Origin of the sequence: Sphingomonas radiodurans (genome assembly GCF_020866845.1) — a bacterium.
Taxonomy (GTDB): domain Bacteria; phylum Pseudomonadota; class Alphaproteobacteria; order Sphingomonadales; family Sphingomonadaceae; genus Sphingomonas; species Sphingomonas radiodurans.
Genome location: NZ_CP086594.1, coordinates 949988 through 966675, shown reverse-complemented (window position 1 = coordinate 966675; position 16688 = coordinate 949988). Strand labels below are relative to the sequence as shown.

Genomic DNA, 16688 nt, shown 5'->3' with positions numbered 1-16688 from the left:
GCACCGACCGATGGGAGAGTACCATGGCCAAGGCAAAGACTGTGCAAACCCCAGCCACCGGCGGCCGGTTGGCCGGCAAGATCGCAGTCGTAACAGGCGCGGCAGGCAATCTGGGCGGATATATCGTCCGCCATTATCTGGGCGAAGGCGCGACCGTGGTGATGACGGGGCGCACGCCCGCGCGCACCGACGCGGCGGCCGCGGCGATCCGCGAAGAGACGGGCGTCGACGAGGCGCGGCTGGCGACGGTGGCGCTCGACGGTGGCGATCCGCAATCGGTGCGCGACGGCATCGCCGATGTGATCGCGCGGTTCGGGCGGATCGACATTCTCGTCAACAATGCGGGGTCGGCCGGCCCGAAGCAGCCGATCGAGCAATTGCCGCTCGATGCGGGCGAACTCGCCGCGCTGCAAAAGCGCGGATCGACCGATACCGAGACGGTGGGCGACGCGATGCGCAATATCTTCGGCGTCGCCTGGAACGTCGCGCGCGCGGCGGCCCCGGTGATGAGCGAGGGCGGATCGATCATCAACATCTCGACGATCTTCTCGCGCACGCCCTATTATGCGCGCACCGCTTATGTCGTGCCGAAGGCGGCGATGAACGCTTGGTCGCGCGAGCTGTCGCTTGAACTGGGCCCGCGCGGGATCCGCGTGAACCTCGTGTTCCCCGGCCCGATCGAGAGCGAGCGGATCCGATCGGTCTTCGCGACGATGGATACGATGCGCGGCGACGAGGCGGGCACTACGGCGAACCAGTTCTTCGATATGATGTCGCTCGAGCGCGCGACTGGCGGCAACGCGAAGGCCAAGACCTTCCCGACGCCGACCGATATCGCGACCACTTGCGTGTTCCTGGGCAGCGACGAATCCGCCGCCTACAACGGGCATGATTTCGAAGTGACGCACGGCATGACGGTGCGCAAGGAAGCGCGCTCGACGTACCTCTCGCGGCCGACGATGCGGTCGATGGATGGCGCTGGGCTGGCGGTGCTGATCGCGGCCGGGGACGGCTGGCAGGAAGCGCTGGAGATCGCGAACATCCAGATCGCGTGCGGCGCGCGGGTGCTGCTCGGCCTGAGCCGGCAGGCCGATGTCGCGATCGCGCAGGCGCGGGCGAAGGCGGAAGGCGCGGACGACCGGCTGACGATCATCCGCTTCAACCGCAGCGAACCGGCCGCGATGGAAGCGGCGCTCGAAGCATACACGCAGGAGCAGGCGGCGATCACCGGCGCGATGTTCATGCCGGTGCGCGGGGCGGGCGAGCTGATCGGCGACCTGGTCGATGCGAACGACGAGGATGTCGCGACGTTCATGGATGTCGAGCTGGCGGGCAGCATCGCGCTCGCGCGCACGCTGAGCCGCTACTGGAAGCGCCACGACAATTTGCTGCAGGAACCGCGCTTCGTGTTCCTGACCAATCCGAGCGACGGCAAGGGCGATGTCTATGCGCAGGTGCTGCGCGCGGCGACCGAGCAGCTGATCCGCATCTGGCGCGACGAATCCGAGATCGATGTTGCGCATGGCCGGCGGCGGCAGGCGGAGTGGGGCAACCAGATCGTCCGCTTCGTCAATGCCGAGGCGGAGAACACCCGCTTTACCGCCGGGCATGCGGCGCGCATCCTGCTGAAGGAAAGCAAGATCCGCGAAGTGACGCTGTACGTTCCCGCCAGCATCGGCGAGGCGACGGGATCGCGCAAGGCGATGCCGGGGTTCAGCGAGAACATCACCGGGCTGCATCTGGGCAAGGTGGCGCTGATTACCGGGGGATCGGCGGGGATCGGCGGACAGGTGGCGCGGCTGCTCGCGCTCGCCGGTGCCAAGGTGATGATGGTCGCGCGGCGCGAGAGCGAGCTCGCGGTCGCGCGCGCGCGGATCGTGAGCGAGCTGGAGGACATCGGCTTTGCCGGCGTCGAGCGGCGGGTGCAGACGCTCGCCAATGTCGACGTTAGCAATTTTGAGTCGCTCAAGGGCGCGGTGGATGCGACGCTCAAGGCGTTCGGGCGGATCGACTATCTGATCAACAATGCCGGTGTTGCTGGCGCCGAGGACATGGTCGTCGACATGAGCGTCGACGCCTGGAACTACACGCTCGATGCCAATCTGATCTCGAACTACTTCCTGATGCACCACGTGGTGCCGATGATGAAGCGGCAGGGATCGGGCTATATCCTCAACGTCTCGTCCTACTTCGGTGGTGAGAAGTATCTGGCGGTCGCTTATCCGAACCGCGCCGATTATGCGGTGTCGAAATCGGGCCAGCGCGCGATGGTGGAATCGATGGCGCGCTATCTCGGGCCGGAGGTGCAGTTCAACGCGATCGCGCCGGGGCCGGTGGATGGTGACCGGCTGGCGGGAACGGGCGGCAAGCCCGGGCTGTTCGATCGGCGCGGCAAGCTGATCCTCGAGAACAAGCGGCTGAACGCGGTCCATGCCGCCGCCGTCAAGGCGCTGCGCCGCGGGGTGCGCGTGGAGGCGCTGCTGACGCGGCTCGCGCGCAACGACACCGTCCGGATGTCGCACGATACCAACAACCCGCGCGAGATTCGCGAGCTGGCGCTGGCCTGCGCGCGCGAGGGCGATGGCGTGTGCACGTGGGATCAATATCTGCTGACCGCGCCGATCGCTGCCGCGCTCGTCTCGCGCTTGCGGCAGGGCGGCTATTTCCTCGACGCGCCGGGCTGGGCCGACAAGCCGGACACGCCCGAGGCGAATGGCGGCTGGCTGCTGCGCACGCCGCCCGCGGATGCGCCGTTCCTGCCGGCGGAGAAGATCGCGATTGAGGCCAAGAAGGTCGGCGGCGGCGTCATTTCCAAGCTCCACCTCGGCAAGATGCCGACCGAGACCGATGTGGCGCAGGCGACGGTGTTCTTCCTCGCCGACCGTGCGGCCTCGGGCGAGACGTTCATGCCGTCGGGCGGGCTATCGGTCGAGCGATCGACCACCGAGCGCGAATTGTTCGGCAGCCCCAAGCAGGAGCGGCTCGACCAGATGCGCGGGAAGACGGTGTGGATCATCGGCGAGCATCTGATCGATTATATCGCGGAGACGGCGCGGGCGTTCCTCGACGAATGCCATGTCGCGCGCGTGGTGCTGATCACGCGGACGGCGGAGGGGTTCGCGGCGATCAAGGCGGCGCTGGACGATATGCCCGAGACCGCGCTGCAATCGATCGTCTGCGGCGATGCGGTCGAGGCTGCGATGGACGAGGCGCTGTCGCAATGGGGGCGCCCGACGACGGTGCTGTCGACGCCGTTCGAGGAGCTGCCGCAGAAGCTGTTCGCGCTCGACGATGCGCTCGACCCCGCGGGGTTCCGCAACATGGTCGCGAACAATCTGACGAACCATTTCCGCGTCTCGCGCAAGGCATCGCTCTACGACGATTGCCAGCTCGTGCTGGCCTCGCCCGACGTGCCGATGGGCGACAAGAGCCCGGCGTTCGCCTTCGCCAATTTCATCAAGACGACGCTGCACGCCTTCACCGCGACGCTGGCGGTGGAGAATGAGCGGCTGGTGCATGACGTGCCGGTCAACCAGATCAACCTGACGCGGCGCGTGCAATCCGAGGAGCCGCGCGATCTGGACGAGCATCTGGAAGAGGTGAAGCGCTTTGCCCGCGCGGTGCTGTTGCTTGGCGCGCCGCTGCCCGATGCGGAGGATTCGCGGTATCGCGCCCGGATCTACCGCGGCATGTCGATGACGGTGTGATGCGGTATCTTCCGTTCGAGAAGCCGATCGAGGCGCTGCAAAGCGCGCGCGATGCCGCCTTGCGCGCTTCGGGCGAGGGCGAGGCGGCGATGCTGGCCGAGCGGGCGGATCGCCAGCTCGTCGACCTCTACGCGCGGTTGACGCCATGGCAGCGGACGCAAGTCGCCCGGCATCCCGATCGCCCGCACTTCAGCCAGCTGGTGGCAGGGCTGTGCGACGAATTCGTGCCGTTGGCGGGCGATCGGGCGTTCGGCGACGACAAGGCAATCATCGGCGGGTTCGCGAATTTTGCAGGGCGGCGGGTGGTGGTGATCGGCCATGCCAAGGGGGAGGATACGGCGTCGCGGCTGCACCATAATTTCGGGATGGGGCGGCCCGAAGGGTATCGCAAGGCGATCCGGCTGATGGACCTTGCCGACCGGTTCGGATTGCCGGTGATCACGCTTGTGGACACGCCGGGGGCCTTCCCCGGCATCGATGCGGAGGCGCGCGGCCAGGCCGAAGCGATCGCGCGCGCGACCGAGCGGTGCCTGTCGCTCGGCGTGCCGATGATCGCGGTGATCGTCGGCGAGGGCGGATCGGGCGGTGCGGTCGCGCTTGCCTCGGCGAACCGCGTGCTGATGCTGGAGCATGCGGTATATTCGGTCATCTCGCCGGAGGGATGCGCCTCGATCCTGTGGCGCAACGCCGATCGCGCGCCGGACGCCGCGGAGGCGATGAAGATCACCGCGGCGGACCAGCTGCGGCTCGGCGTGATTCATCGCATCGTCTACGAGCCGAAAGGCGGCGCGCATCGCGACCATGGCGAGATGATCAAGCGGCTTTCGCTGGCGCTGAAGGCCGAACTGGATGGACTCTCGTCGTTGACGCCGGACGAACTGCGCGCCGAGCGGCGGAGCTTCTTCCTGCAGATCGGGCGATCGTGACGGGCGACGCCCGCTAGGTACGGCGTTCGCGGCGAGGGATAACTCACCGTTATGCCCGGTCGAAGCATTGGTGGTGTTCGCACCGGCGCTAGCGCTTGACGGCCGAAGTGTCCCTGTCACGCTGACGATCGCGGGCGGGGGACGTTTCGAACGACGCGCGCGGATCTGGGCGACGAGCGACGCTGCGGCGCCCTAGCGGGGGAGCGACGCATGGGTTTGTTCGCACATAGCGCTATTGGCCGATGGCTGGCGGCGGGCCTCCTTGCCGTCGCCAGTGGCGCGGCTCAGGCGCAGGACGGCAGCGCGCTGCGGATCGCGCCGGTGCCGAGCACGCCGATCGCCGACGGCTTCACCTTCGCCGCGGTTGGTGACATCATCTATCTTCGCCCGATGCTCGCGACGCTGGAAGCGCGCGCGCCCGAGATGCTGAAGATCATGCGCGCGGCCGATGTGACGTTCGGCAATTTCGAGCAGACCGTTTTCCACCTTCCGACCTTCAAGGGGCATCCGCAGGCGACGTCGGGCGGCACCTGGATGCTCGGTGATCCGGGGGTGATCGACGACATCGTCGACATGGGGATCGACGTCGTCAGCCATGCCAACAATCATGCGACGGACTGGGGCGTGGAGGGGCTGATCGAGACGCTCGATCGGCTGGACGCGGCGGGCGTGGTCAATGCCGGCACTGGACGCAATCTCTCGGGTGCGCGGGCGCCGCGCTATCACGACAGCGTCGCCGGCCGGATCGGACTGGTGGCGGCGAGCAGCACGTTTCCGGCGATGTCGCGCGCCGGCGATCCGATCGGCGAAGTGCCGGGGCGGCCGGGCGTCAATGCGCTGCGCACCGAGCGGATCGGCATCGTGTCGCCCGCCGATCTGGCGGTGCTGGCGCGTGTCGCTGGCACGCGTGAGGGCGCGGCGGTGAAGCTGAACGGTGTGGGCTATCGCGCCGCCGCGGACGCGAGCAGCCCACCCGTGATCGAGTATGTCGTCGATACGCGCGACGAGGCGGCCAATCTGCTGTCGATCCGCCAGGCGAAGCAGAACGGCAATTTCGCGTTTTTTTCACTGCACAATCACGAGCCCGGCAATGCGAGCCAGACGCCGGCGGGGTTCGCGGTCGCGTTCGCGCACAAGGTGATTGATGCGGGGGGCGACGCCTTCGTCGGGCATGGCCCGCACCAGTTGCGCGGGATCGAGATCTACAAGGGGCGGCCGATATTCTACTCGCTCGGCAACTTTGCGATGATGAACAACTCGCTCGATGCTGTGCCGGCGGACATGTACGACCAATATGGCGTCGAACCGGGCTCGGCGACCACGCCGGAGTTGCTTGCGGCGCGCAACGCGGTGTCGTTCGGCGATGCGAACCTGTTCGAGTCAGTCATCGCCGTCAGCCGCTTTGTCGGCGGACGGGTAAGCGAGATCCGGCTTTACCCGATCGACCTGGGCGTCGGCACGCAAGGCGCGATGCGCGGCGTGCCGATGATGGCGGATGCCATAGTCGGCCGCCGCATCCTCGAGCGCTTGCAGCGGCTGTCGCAGCCGTTCGGCACGACGATCGCCATCGAGAACGGCATCGGCATCATCCGTATCCCGGCTGACCGATGACACGACCTGTTACCGTATCTGAAGAAAGGACATCATGACCCGTTTCGTCCACCGTGCCGCCGGCCTGGCGCTGTTCCTGGTTCCCACAAGTGTCAGCGCGCAAGCGGCACCGGCCGCCGGGGCGGTGACTCCAGCGACGCCGGCTGCTGCTGCCACGATCAAGCGGATCACTGCATCGCCGGGCTATGCCAAAGCGGTCGCCGCGCTCGATGCCGGCCACGATCGCTGGGTGCAGAACATCATCACGCTGACGGAGATTCCGGCGCCGCCGTTCAAGGAAGCGGTGCGCGCGCGTGCCTATCGCGACATGTTTACCGCCGCCAGGCTGACCGACGTCGAGATCGACGAGGAAGGCAATGTGCTCGGGCTGCGCAAGGGCGGCGGCGAGGGGCTGATCGTGGTGTCGGCGCATATGGACACGGTGTTTCCGGAAGGGACGCCAGTGAAGGTGCGCCGCGAGGGCGACAGATTGTATGCGCCGGGTGTGGGCGACGATACGACCGGGCTCGCGACGCAACTTGCGATCATCGAGGCGATGAACGCCGCCGGGATCAAGACCAAGGCCGACATCCTGTTCGTCGGCACGGTGGGCGAGGAGGGGCTCGGTGACCTGCGCGGCGTCCGCTATCTGTTCACCAAGGGCAAGTACAAGGACAAGGCGAAGGCGTTCTTCTCGCTCGATGGCGGCGGGCTCGACGGCGTGACGGTCGGCGGCGCCGGATCGAAGCGGTATCGCGTGATGTTCAAGGGGCCGGGCGGCCACAGCTATGGCGCCTTCGGCCTTGTCAATCCGATGACCGCGATGTCGCAGGCCGTGGTCGATTTCTACAAGATCGCGGTGCCGGCCGATCCGAAGACGACGTACAGCGCCAGCGTCGTCAGTGGCGGGACATCCGTGAATGCCATCCCGCGCGAAGTGACGATGGAATTCGACATGCGATCGGAAAGCGCCGAATCGCTGGCGAACGTCGAGAAGCAGTTCTTGGCGACGCTGCAGAAGGCGGCTGCGACCGAGAATGCGGCACGATCGACCAAGGAAGGCGCGATCACCGCCGAACCCAAGCTGATCGGCGATCGTCCGGCCGGGCAGACGCCGCGCGATGCGGAGATCGTGCAATATGCGACTGCAGCCTATGCCGCCGAGGGCATTCCGATCCGCTACGGCGCGGGATCGACGGATTCGAACATCCCGATCAGCCTGGGCATTCCGGCGATCACCATTTCGCGCGTCGCGACCAGCGGGCGCGGGCATTCGCTCGACGAGTGGATTTCGGTGGAGAAGCCCGGCAACCTTCAGGTGAAGCGGCTCGGCCTCGCGATGATTCTGGCGACTGCCGGAATGTAGCAGCCGGCGGGGCGGATCTAGAACAGGCCTTCGATCCGCCCCGCCGCGTCGATCCGGATCGTCTCTGCCGCGGGGGTGCGTGGCAGGCCGGGCATCGTCATGATCTCGCCGCAGATCGCGACGACGAAGCCCGCGCCGGCAGCGAGCCGGACCTCGCGGACGGGGACGATATGGCCGGTCGGTGCACCGAGCGCGGCGGGGTTGGTCGAGAAGCTGTATTGCGTCTTGGCGATGCACACCGGCAGATGCCCATACCCGTCGGCTTCCCAGCGCGCGAGTTGCGCATGCACGCCAGGATCGGCGACTGCTGCCTCGGCGCGGTAAAGGCGTGTCGCGACGGTGTTGATCTTGTCGAACAGCGGCAGATCATCGTCGTAGAGCGGCGCGAACTGCGATGGCGCGCTGGCAATGGCGACGACCTGCTGCGCCAGTTGCTCCGCGCCCGCGCCGCCATCGGCCCAGTGCGTACAGACGATTGCGCGCGATCCGTGGAGGTCGGCGATGGCTGCGATCGCCGCGAGCTCCTCGTCGCTGTCGGTGTGGAAGCGGTTGATCGCGACCACTGCGGACACGCCGAACTGGCGGACGTTCTCGATGTGGCGGATCAAGTTGACGCCGCCACGCTGGACGGCATCCATGTCCGGCGTGGCCAGATCACCCTTCGCCACGCCGCCGTTCATCTTGAGCGCGCGCACGGTGGCGACGATCACGACCGCGGCGGGTCGCAGCCCGGCCTGGCGGCACTTGATGTCGAAGAATTTCTCCGCGCCCAGATCGGCGCCGAACCCGGCCTCGGTGACGACATAGTCGGCCAGCTTGAGCCCAGTGCGCGTCGCGATCACCGAATTGCAGCCGTGCGCGATGTTGGCGAAGGGGCCGCCGTGGATGAGCGCGGGATTGCCCTCGAGCGTCTGGACGAGGTTGGGTTTGATCGCTTGCGCCAGCAGCACGGCCATGGCGCCATCCGCCTTGAGATCGCGAGCGGTTACTGCCTGCTTCTTTCGGTTATAGCCGATGACGATCCGGCCGAGCCTCGCTTCGAGATCGTCGAGCCCGTCGGCCAGGCAGAGGATCGCCATCACCTCCGACGCGACGGTGATGTCGAAGCCGGATTCGCGCGGGAAGCCGTTGGCGGGGCCGCCGAGCGACTGGGCGATGTCACGCAGCGCACGATCGTTGATGTCGAGCACACGCCGCCAGACGATCCGGCGGACATCGATATCGAGCGCGTTGCCCCAGTGGATGTGATTGTCGATCATCGCTGCGAGCAGATTGTGCGCGCTGGTGATCGCGTGGAAATCGCCGGTGAAGTGGAGGTTGATATCCTCCATCGGGATAACCTGCGCATAGCCGCCGCCAGCCGCGCCGCCCTTCGTGCCGAAACAGGGCCCGAGCGAGGGTTCGCGCAGGCACAGCATCGTCCGCTTGCCGATCCTGTTCAGCGCATCGGCGAGACCGACCGAGGTGGTCGTTTTCCCCTCGCCGGCCGGGGTTGGATTGACCGCGGTGACGAGGACGAGCTTGCCGGCGGCGTCGGCGTCACCGAGCAGGGTGATATCGATCTTCGCCTTGTGGTGGCCGTAAGGCTCGATCGCGGCGGCAGGGATGCCAGCGCGATCGGCGATGCGCTGGATTGGCTGGATCGCGGCGGCGCGCGAGATTTCAATGTCGGTTGGCACGCGCTGTCATAACGACCGGGCAAGCACGGCAACAACCCGCAATTCGTGACGATGATGCCGGGACATTTGGGTCCGTCAGCCGCCTACGCTGTGGCGCTCCGGCCGTGGGCTCGAGCGCCAGTGTCGAACAGCTTTTGCGCGACGAGCACCGCGGTCGGCGCATTCGGCGCCGTCGCATCCGCACCGACTTCTACGGCCAGTGCCGGATTGGCGGTGAACATCGGACCGCCGACCATGATGCCGATGGCTGGGTTCTTCGATTTCTTTCGAATGTGGGCAATCGTGGTCTTCAAACTGTCGAGTTGTCGATCGGACCCGGCGGTCAGGCCAGCCACGGCGAACCAGCGATCACGCACGGTCATGGCAATCTCGTCGCTGCTGCCCGTCAGCTCCGTCTTCACCTGCCAGCCGGCGGCCAGCAGGAATTTCTCCACCATGACCACGCCGAAATAATGCTGATCACCTGGCGTCATCGCCATGAACACTTGCCGGCGGGTGGCGAGATCCGGAAGGTCATGGCTATCGTTGAAGATCGCGAGCAGCTTTTGGAGGCGGGCGACGCCGAGCGTGACATCGATGAAGTCACATTCGTCCCGATCCCACATCTCTCCCAGGTGCCGAGCCGTCGGCTCGAGCAGCTCGATGAACAGTGCGTCCATCGATAGTCCGCGATCGCGCAGGACCATGACATAGGCCGCAGCCGCCTCGAGATCGCTGCCCAGGACAACGTCGGCGAGCCCGCTGATATCGGCGGCGCTAGGCGCTAGGGCGGCGATCACCGCCGCAACCGGGGCGGCTTCCACTACTTCGGTGTGCAGGCGCAGCAGACGTGGAATGATCTCGCTGGAGACGATTCGCGCGAGCTTGGCCTGGCGGTCTGCCGCGTCATTCCGGCGATAAACCTCAGGTGCGATGAAATGCGTTTCGAGCCGGTTCAAGCTGAAGCGGTCGATCGCAGGACGGGTTATCGCACTGGCCGTCTGCCCCATCGGTTTTTCCTTTGCCCGCCGCCGTTCGACGTCTCCCGATACCAGATCACCATATTGCGCCGGACATGTCGATAGCGAAGATCGATCCCCTGACCGCAGGCGTGCGGTCGACCCGCTTGTTGTTATCTAGCGGAGCATGCTCGCGTTAGTTCGTCTCGGTGGACAAGAATTGTTGTACCGGGGGAAGCGACGTACCCGGATTTTCTTCGAACGGCAGATGCCCGAGGTTCGGCAGGCGTACCAGCCGCGCGTTTGGCAGAAGACGCAAGTAATCGGCTGCGTTGCTGATTGGGATCATGCCATCCTTCTCGCCCCAGATCAGGAGCGTGGGGGCCTTTATCCGGGCCAATATTGGACCTGGACTGCGCAAGACGGTCTGCTCCATCCGCGCCAGCATTGCGCGTCGCACGCCGGGTGCCAGCAGCATGTCGCGATAGCGGGTGAGGGTAGTTTCCTGCAGCGCTGCCGGGTCCGCATAAGCAGCGGCGAGGTTGCCCTTCAAGGCGCCGCGCGGCGCGACATAGGGCAGCGCCTGCATCATCATCGGCACTTGCGGCGCCTTGCCATATTCGAAGCCCGGGCTCGCGAAGCCGTCGGGTGAGATCAGGACCAGCGATCGGACCCGGTCGGGATGCGCGGCAGCGAAATTCCAGGCAATGCGCCCGCCTAGCGAGTTGCCGATCACGCTGGCGCGCTCCACCCCGAGCTGATCCATCAGCGCGACGAGCAGTGTCAGCGCCCGCGCGTCGGAATAGTCGCCGGTGGGGTCGGGGCCCGTGAGGCCGAAGCCCGGCAGATCGAGCCGAATGACGCGAAACTGGTCGGAAAGCGCGCGGGCCCATGGTTCCCACGTGTCGAGGCTCGCGCCGAAGCCATGCAGCAGGATCACCGCGGGTTTGTCGTGAGGGCCGGTATTGCGCAGGCGCATGCGCAGGCCGCTGATCGTACGATACTCGCCGGGGTACATCGCTTCGAGGGCAGGGCGGGGCTTGTCCGGCGCGTAGAGCCAGAGCGTTACTGCGCCGAGCCCGAGAACGGCCGCGCCCGCCACCCACTTCAGGACAGTCCGCATCTTCTTTGGTCGGGGCAAGCGCGTCTCCGCTGGGTTTGCATCAAGGGCGGGTGCCGCATCAGAAGACCGCATGATCACCCCGTTCGGGCGCGGCAGCCCCGGCGAGGACGGCGCGGTAGAAGTCCGGCAGGGTTTCCGATCCGGTCGATGGCGTCGCGGCCGCATCGTAGCGGGCGGTTTTCGGGTCGAGCACCAGCATCGACTCGGTGGCGTAATAGCGACCGATCCGGGCGAGTTCGGCCTTTTCCGCCAGCGGTGGGGCGATCCTGCCAAGCAAGCGCAGGCTGCCGGCGATGACGTCCAGCATGGCCACGGGAACCGAGCGGAAGCGGGGCGGGCGGCCGAGCATCGCGAACAGCAATTCGCCTTGCTGGCGTGGCGTGATGGCATCGCCCGGCCCGGCAATTGGCAGGATGCGGTTCCAGCGGCTTTCATCCGTCAGGCAATCTGCGATGAAGTCCGCCAGATCGCCGTCGCTGATCGGCTTGCAGGCGGTGAGCGTTCCGTCGCCGAAGATCAGGAAGGGGCGGCCTCTGCGGACGCGCTCGATCTGACCCGACAGCGATTTGAAGAAGGCGGTGGGGCGGACGATCGAATAGCGCAGGCCCGACTTGATCAGCGCCGCCTCGAACGCCAGCTTGGCGCGCTGGAAACCGAGCAGCGGCTTCTGGACGCAGATCGCCGAGAGCAGGACGAAATGGCGCACGCCGGCCTGCTGCGCTGCTTCGAGCACGTTCAGATGCGCGCTGTGATCGATCGCCCAGGCGTCCGTCGGCGTTCCGGTTCTCGACGCCATGCAGGACACCACGGCGTCGAAGCGCTCGCCGGCGAAGCCATCGCGCGCCAGCGATTGAGGATCGGTGACATCCACAACCTTCACGGTGGCTTCGGGAAAAAGTTGGGCGGCGGCAGCCGGGGTCAGCGAGCCATCGACGCCGGCGCGTGGCCGGACGAAACATACAACGTCATGTCCGCGCCCGACGAGCGCTGCGGCGGTTGCACGGCCGATCGTGCCGGTGGCGCCCAGCAGGCATATCCGTCGGCGTGAGTTCGGGTGTAGGGGGGCAGGCGATGGCGCCAGTGCATTGGTATCAAAGCCGGCAGTGTCGTTGCCCGTCATCATATCCTATCCGCGCTATACGCTACGTGTCGCGGTTGTCCGTGCGTCAGGCTGCGGAGGCGTCGGAAGCGGCGCGCGTGAATATCTGTTGCAGCGCCTCCGGCGTGGCCCGCCGGACCGCGCCGCGGGCAACTTCCTCGGGCGTCCAGAGCCAGGAGTGCGCCGGATCATGCAGCATCGCCCAATCGGGGAAGACGCGGTCGGGCACCTCCGCACGATTGAGCAGGACCACGTCGAGGTGCCGGTCATCGCGCAAGATGCGGGCGTACAGCGCGTCGATCGCCGCCGCGTCGCCTTCGATCAGCTGAAGATAGATGTCGTCGCGGCAGATCAGCGCGCCGGTGACCCCGTTGCGCGCGTTGTTCCGGCGCGCGGTCGACAGGATCGCCGATAATATGGCGCTGTCATAGCCGAATGGCTCCGACATGTAGATCAATTGCGTGACCATGACTGCGGCTCCCCTTCAGCGATGCGCTACGCTATTCCGGCCGCATCGACCAGCGCCGGACGACTTACCCCATCGCGGCAACGGCCAGCGTGAGCAGGCCCAGTCCGATCGACAGCGGTACACGCAGCGACATCCACCAGCCGGGTGCCACCCCCGCCGCGACGAGCCGCCGATCGACCAACGGGCTGAGGAGCAACGACACGCCAAGGAGCGCCAGCGATGGCCCCGGCCACGCGGCGCCGACTGCCCATGGGATGGCGGTGGCGAGGGCGACCAGCGATGGTGCGACGGCGACGGGCCATACCCAGGCGGGGCAGCGGTCGGGCCGACTTGCGGCGAGGCCCCACCACATGCCGCCGAGGAAGCTGAGGATGATGGCCGCATAGGCATAGCCGAGCGACAGTGCGGCGAAGCGCCACCACGTCGATCCAGATGCCAGCAGGGCAACGACCGCGGCTTGTGGCAGCAACCCGGCATAGCCCAGCAGCCGAGCGCGACGCGGGAGTGACGATGATGGCGGCGTTGATCCGTTTCCCATCGGGCTCAACCGCCGAGCTCACATTGACGGGTCGGCACGGCGTGGGTGGTCATCTTGCGGCCCTTCGTGAAGAACGCTTCAAACGCGCAAGAGCGTCGCTAGTAGCTTGACGGTGGTTCTCACAACCCGATTCCGGGTGTCAGGTGGTATCGGAGCGAAGGGCGATGATCGAGGCCGATGATGCGCGGGGCGCCACGCTGGCGCTTCTTGCCAAGCGCGCGCCCGGCGCAACGGTCTGCCCCAGTGAGGTAGCGCGGGGCTTGGCGACTGCAGCTGGGTCGGCGGCCGACTGGCGCGGCATAATGCCGCTGGTTCATGCGGCGGTCGATCGCCTGGTTGACGAGCGGCGGGTGCGGCTCAGCTGGAAGGGGCGGACGCTCGCGGTGCGCAGCGGGCCGTATCGGATTGGTTTGAGCGACTTGGCGTAGCGAGCGGGGTGCGATCCGACGGCGTCAAAGGCCAACCCGTCCGAGGGCCGCCGCCAGTTCGGGGTCCATTTCGGCACTGTTCTTTGGCGTAAGGCGGTTCAGGACGGTCGTGATCCGCTGCTGCGCGATCTGGAGCGTCTTGTGCCGGACTTCGCGCGTCGCATTGGTGCGCCACGACCGGCTTTCGCCGAGCAATGCCGCCCATTTGGCCTCCTCCGCGGTCAGCACCGTCAGGGCGAGGCGCAGCCCATCTCGTCGGCCGCGGTCATAATCATCGGACATGAGGCACCTGGGAATAGTGGCACAAACGCATGCCTTGTCGAATAACCGCTCGAACGGATGAAGTCAGCGACTCTATGCGCGGCAGGCAGGCGCGGTTCTGCGCCCTGTTCGGGCGGCTCACTCATCAGCTTTTGGATAATCTTCAGTCATCGAATGACTAAGTGGTGCGGTCGAGAAGACTCGAACTTCCACGGCCTTTCGGCCACAACGACCTCAACGTTGCGCGTCTACCAGTTCCGCCACGACCGCACGTGATGTCCGCCGGGCAGGCCCGGTGGCTGGGAGGAGGGCGCCATTAACAGGGGTTTCCGAGGCTGGCAATGGCCGCCGCGCACCGCTAGCGCGAAAAGATGGAGCGCGGGGGGAGCAGCATCGATCGCGGTGGCGAAGCGCGTCGCATCCTGGCGCTGGCCTGGCCGGTGATGCTGACGAGCCTCAACTGGACGGTGCTCCACGTCACCGACGTGATCGTGGTCGGGCTGACCGGGGTTCACGAGGTGGCGGCGCTGTCCGCTAGCCGGGCGATCACCTTCATCGGCATCGTCGCTTCGCTGTCGTGGCTGTCGGGCATCCTCGTCTTTGCGTCGCGTGCGGACGGTGCGGGCGATCTGCCGCGGACGGGCGCGGTGTTGCGCGAGGGGCTGGTGTTCGGCGTGACGCTGGGCGCGGCGATGGCGGCGGTGCTGTTCTTCGGCGCGGTGCCGCTGCTGCGCTTCGTCGGCGTGGCCGAACCGCTGGTTGTGCCGGGCGCCGCGGTCGTGCGGGTGATCGCACTGAGTTATCCGTTCCAACTCGCGCTGGTGGCGGCGAGCTTCTTTCTGGAGGGGATCAGCCGGCCGCGGATGGTGGCGGCGGTAAACCTGTCGATCATGCCGCTCAACGCGCTGCTCGCCTGGATGCTGGCGACCGGACAGGCCGGGCTGCCGGCGATGGGCGCGGTAGGAGCAGGGCTGGCGACGGCGAGCGCCTCGTGCGTCGGCGGGGTGGCGATGGTTGGCGCCGCGCTCGCCGTGCCGCGGGCGCGCGAGCGTGGATTGCGGCAGTGGGGGTTCGCGGCGTGGCGCGGCACGCTGCGCGGCGCGGGGAGGATCGCGTGGTTCGGGGTGGTGCCGGCGCTTGCCGCGGGGCTGGAACTGGCCGGCTTCTCGATCCTGATCGCGCTGTCGACGCAAATTGGCGAGGCGGCGGCGCATGCCTTCCAGATCGTCTTCTCGATCCACAATGTGACGTTCGCCATCGCGATGGGCTTCGCCTCGGCGGCGGGCGTGCGGGCGGGCAATGCGGTGGGGGAGGGCGCGCCGCGGCAAGCGGGCGGGCGGGTCGCCATAGCGATCGGCGCGACAATCGCGGCGCTGGGGCTGGTGGCGGTGACGCTGATCGTGTTCCGCGCGTCGGTCGTGGCGCTGTTCCCGGCTGAGCCGCCAGTGACGCTGCTGGCGGCGGCGATGCTGTTGCCGTGGTTGCCGTTCATCGTGTTCGACGGGGTGCAGGTGGTGTTCGTCTACGCGCTGCGCTCGCTCGGCGATCAGGTGGCGGCTGGTCTGAACGGGATCGTCGCGTTCTTCGTCGTCACCGGCGGGCTCGGCTGGTGGCTAATCGCGTCGGGATATGGGCCGATGGGGCTCGTCTGGGCGTCAGGCTTGGGCATGGTCGCCGCCGCTGCGCTGAACGGAGGCCGCTTCCTCGTCGTCAGCCACCGTCTTCGCCGGCAAAGCTGAGCTCGAGCCGTTTCGAGCTGGCGGGCACGTCGAGCTTGGCGGAGTTGAAGTCGATCGCGCTCTTGGGCGACAGGCTGCGCTGCTGCGGAATGATCGTCCAGCTGTAGACGATCCGGCCCTGCGCATCGCGCAGGTCGGCGCGAATGTCGGGCACGCGCTGGCGCTCGTTCGAGGGATTGAGCACTTTGCCGCTGACCGCGAACAATTCGCTGCCGTTGTTGATCTCGCGCCGTTCGATCGGGTTGTCGATGAGCCGCAGCGGCGATTCAGCCGGACCGAACGAGAGGCCAAGCTGCGCAGCGAGGCCGGGGGCGCTGGTCCAGAGGATCGCCGCCACGGCGACGAGCATCAGTACTGCCGCAGCGACCGCCGCGATCGTCCAGCGGCGCGCGGGGTTGATGCGTGGGCGGAACGGCGGGCGGTGCGCGAAGGCATCGAATTCGGTGTCGGACGGTGGCGCATCGACCGGCTCGGCGGCGACCGGTGGCACGGGCGCGCTCGCGAGCGGTGGGGGAGCGGCGGGCGCAGGCTCAGCAGCGGGGGACGGCGGAGTGACAGGTCGGGGCGCGGCGACCGGCGGCTTGGGCTGGGCGGCGATTGCTTCGACGGCGCGGGCGTCCGGCGCCTGGAACCAGCTGTGGCGGCAGCTTGCGCACCGCACGGTCCGCCCGTCTGCTCCGATCGAACTGTCGGGCACGAGATAGCGGGTGCGGCATTCAGGGCACTCAAGGATCATTGCGCAACGCCGCGGAAAACTGGAAGCATCTTGAATCTAAACACCGCCATTGCGTTCCATGCAAGCGGAGGTTGAAGCGTCGGCATTGC

At 67.0% G+C, this 16688-nt stretch carries 14 protein-coding genes and 1 tRNA gene; 6 read left to right on the top strand and 9 right to left on the bottom strand.

Going from position 1 to position 16688, the window contains the following annotated elements:
• The first annotated feature begins 23 nt into the window (after positions 1-23).
• From LLW23_RS04760 to LLW23_RS04745, 4 genes are all read left to right on the top strand, one after another.
• Positions 24-3707, top strand: a complete 3684-nt coding sequence (locus tag LLW23_RS04760) for an SDR family oxidoreductase (protein WP_228947628.1) — start codon at positions 24-26, stop codon at positions 3705-3707.
• The gene (locus LLW23_RS04755) at positions 3704-4633 is read left to right on the top strand and encodes an acetyl-CoA carboxylase carboxyltransferase subunit alpha (RefSeq protein WP_228947627.1); all 930 of its coding nucleotides are present in this window, start codon (positions 3704-3706) and stop codon (positions 4631-4633) included. The genes LLW23_RS04760 and LLW23_RS04755 overlap by 4 nt, the downstream gene beginning before the upstream one ends.
• Positions 4634-4843: 210 nt before the next feature.
• Positions 4844-6244 (top strand): CapA family protein, encoded by a 1401-nt coding sequence (locus LLW23_RS04750; RefSeq protein ID WP_228947626.1) that lies wholly within the window; start codon positions 4844-4846, stop codon positions 6242-6244.
• A gap of 34 nt (positions 6245-6278) precedes the next feature.
• Complete coding sequence (locus LLW23_RS04745; RefSeq protein WP_228947625.1) at positions 6279-7589, top strand: M20/M25/M40 family metallo-hydrolase; 1311 nt, start codon at positions 6279-6281, stop codon at positions 7587-7589.
• 17 nt (positions 7590-7606) lie between these two features.
• On the opposite strand, the gene LLW23_RS04740 is transcribed toward LLW23_RS04745, so the two are convergent.
• The 6 genes from LLW23_RS04740 to LLW23_RS04715 all read right to left on the bottom strand — a co-directional run bounded on the left by LLW23_RS04740 (position 7607) and on the right by LLW23_RS04715 (position 13435).
• On the bottom strand, positions 7607-9268 hold the full coding sequence (locus LLW23_RS04740) for a formate--tetrahydrofolate ligase (protein WP_228947624.1): 1662 nt from the start codon (positions 9266-9268) through the stop codon (positions 7607-7609).
• 83 nt (positions 9269-9351) lie between these two features.
• Positions 9352-10257, bottom strand: coding sequence for a cobalamin B12-binding domain-containing protein (locus LLW23_RS04735; RefSeq protein ID WP_228947623.1), 906 nt, complete (start codon positions 10255-10257; stop codon positions 9352-9354).
• 145 nt (positions 10258-10402) lie between these two features.
• The gene (locus LLW23_RS04730) at positions 10403-11329 is read right to left on the bottom strand and encodes an alpha/beta fold hydrolase (protein ID WP_228947622.1); all 927 of its coding nucleotides are present in this window, start codon (positions 11327-11329) and stop codon (positions 10403-10405) included.
• A gap of 58 nt (positions 11330-11387) precedes the next feature.
• On the bottom strand, positions 11388-12452 hold the full coding sequence (locus LLW23_RS04725) for an NAD(P)H-binding protein (protein ID WP_228947621.1): 1065 nt from the start codon (positions 12450-12452) through the stop codon (positions 11388-11390).
• Between the two features lie 43 nt (positions 12453-12495).
• Positions 12496-12897, bottom strand: a complete 402-nt coding sequence (locus LLW23_RS04720; RefSeq protein ID WP_228947620.1) for a BLUF domain-containing protein — start codon at positions 12895-12897, stop codon at positions 12496-12498.
• 64 nt (positions 12898-12961) lie between these two features.
• Positions 12962-13435: a DUF3429 domain-containing protein gene (locus LLW23_RS04715; RefSeq protein ID WP_228947619.1), complete on the bottom strand. Its 474-nt coding sequence runs from the start codon at positions 13433-13435 to the stop codon at positions 12962-12964.
• Between the two features lie 164 nt (positions 13436-13599).
• On the opposite strand from LLW23_RS04715, the gene LLW23_RS04710 reads away from it, so the two are divergent.
• Positions 13600-13863 carry a DUF3253 domain-containing protein gene (locus LLW23_RS04710; RefSeq protein ID WP_228947618.1) on the top strand — a complete coding sequence of 88 codons (264 nt, stop codon included), beginning with the start codon at positions 13600-13602 and terminating at the stop codon, positions 13861-13863.
• A gap of 24 nt (positions 13864-13887) precedes the next feature.
• Here the strand turns inward: LLW23_RS04710 and LLW23_RS04705 are convergent, their stop codons facing one another.
• Together LLW23_RS04705 and LLW23_RS04700 are read right to left on the bottom strand one after the other, a co-directional pair.
• Complete coding sequence (locus LLW23_RS04705) at positions 13888-14145, bottom strand: hypothetical protein (protein ID WP_228947617.1); 258 nt, start codon at positions 14143-14145, stop codon at positions 13888-13890.
• A 162-nt stretch (positions 14146-14307) separates the two neighbouring features.
• Positions 14308-14394 (bottom strand) — tRNA-Leu (locus LLW23_RS04700).
• 101 nt (positions 14395-14495) lie between these two features.
• Between LLW23_RS04700 and LLW23_RS04695 the strand changes: the two genes are divergently transcribed.
• A complete protein-coding gene (locus LLW23_RS04695) occupies positions 14496-15863 on the top strand; it encodes an MATE family efflux transporter (protein WP_228947616.1) in 1368 nt (455 codons plus the stop codon).
• On the opposite strand, the gene LLW23_RS04690 is transcribed toward LLW23_RS04695, so the two are convergent.
• On the bottom strand, positions 15835-16599 hold the full coding sequence (locus LLW23_RS04690; RefSeq protein ID WP_228947615.1) for an MJ0042-type zinc finger domain-containing protein: 765 nt from the start codon (positions 16597-16599) through the stop codon (positions 15835-15837). The genes LLW23_RS04695 and LLW23_RS04690 overlap by 29 nt on opposite strands.
• Positions 16600-16688: the final 89 nt, after the last annotated feature.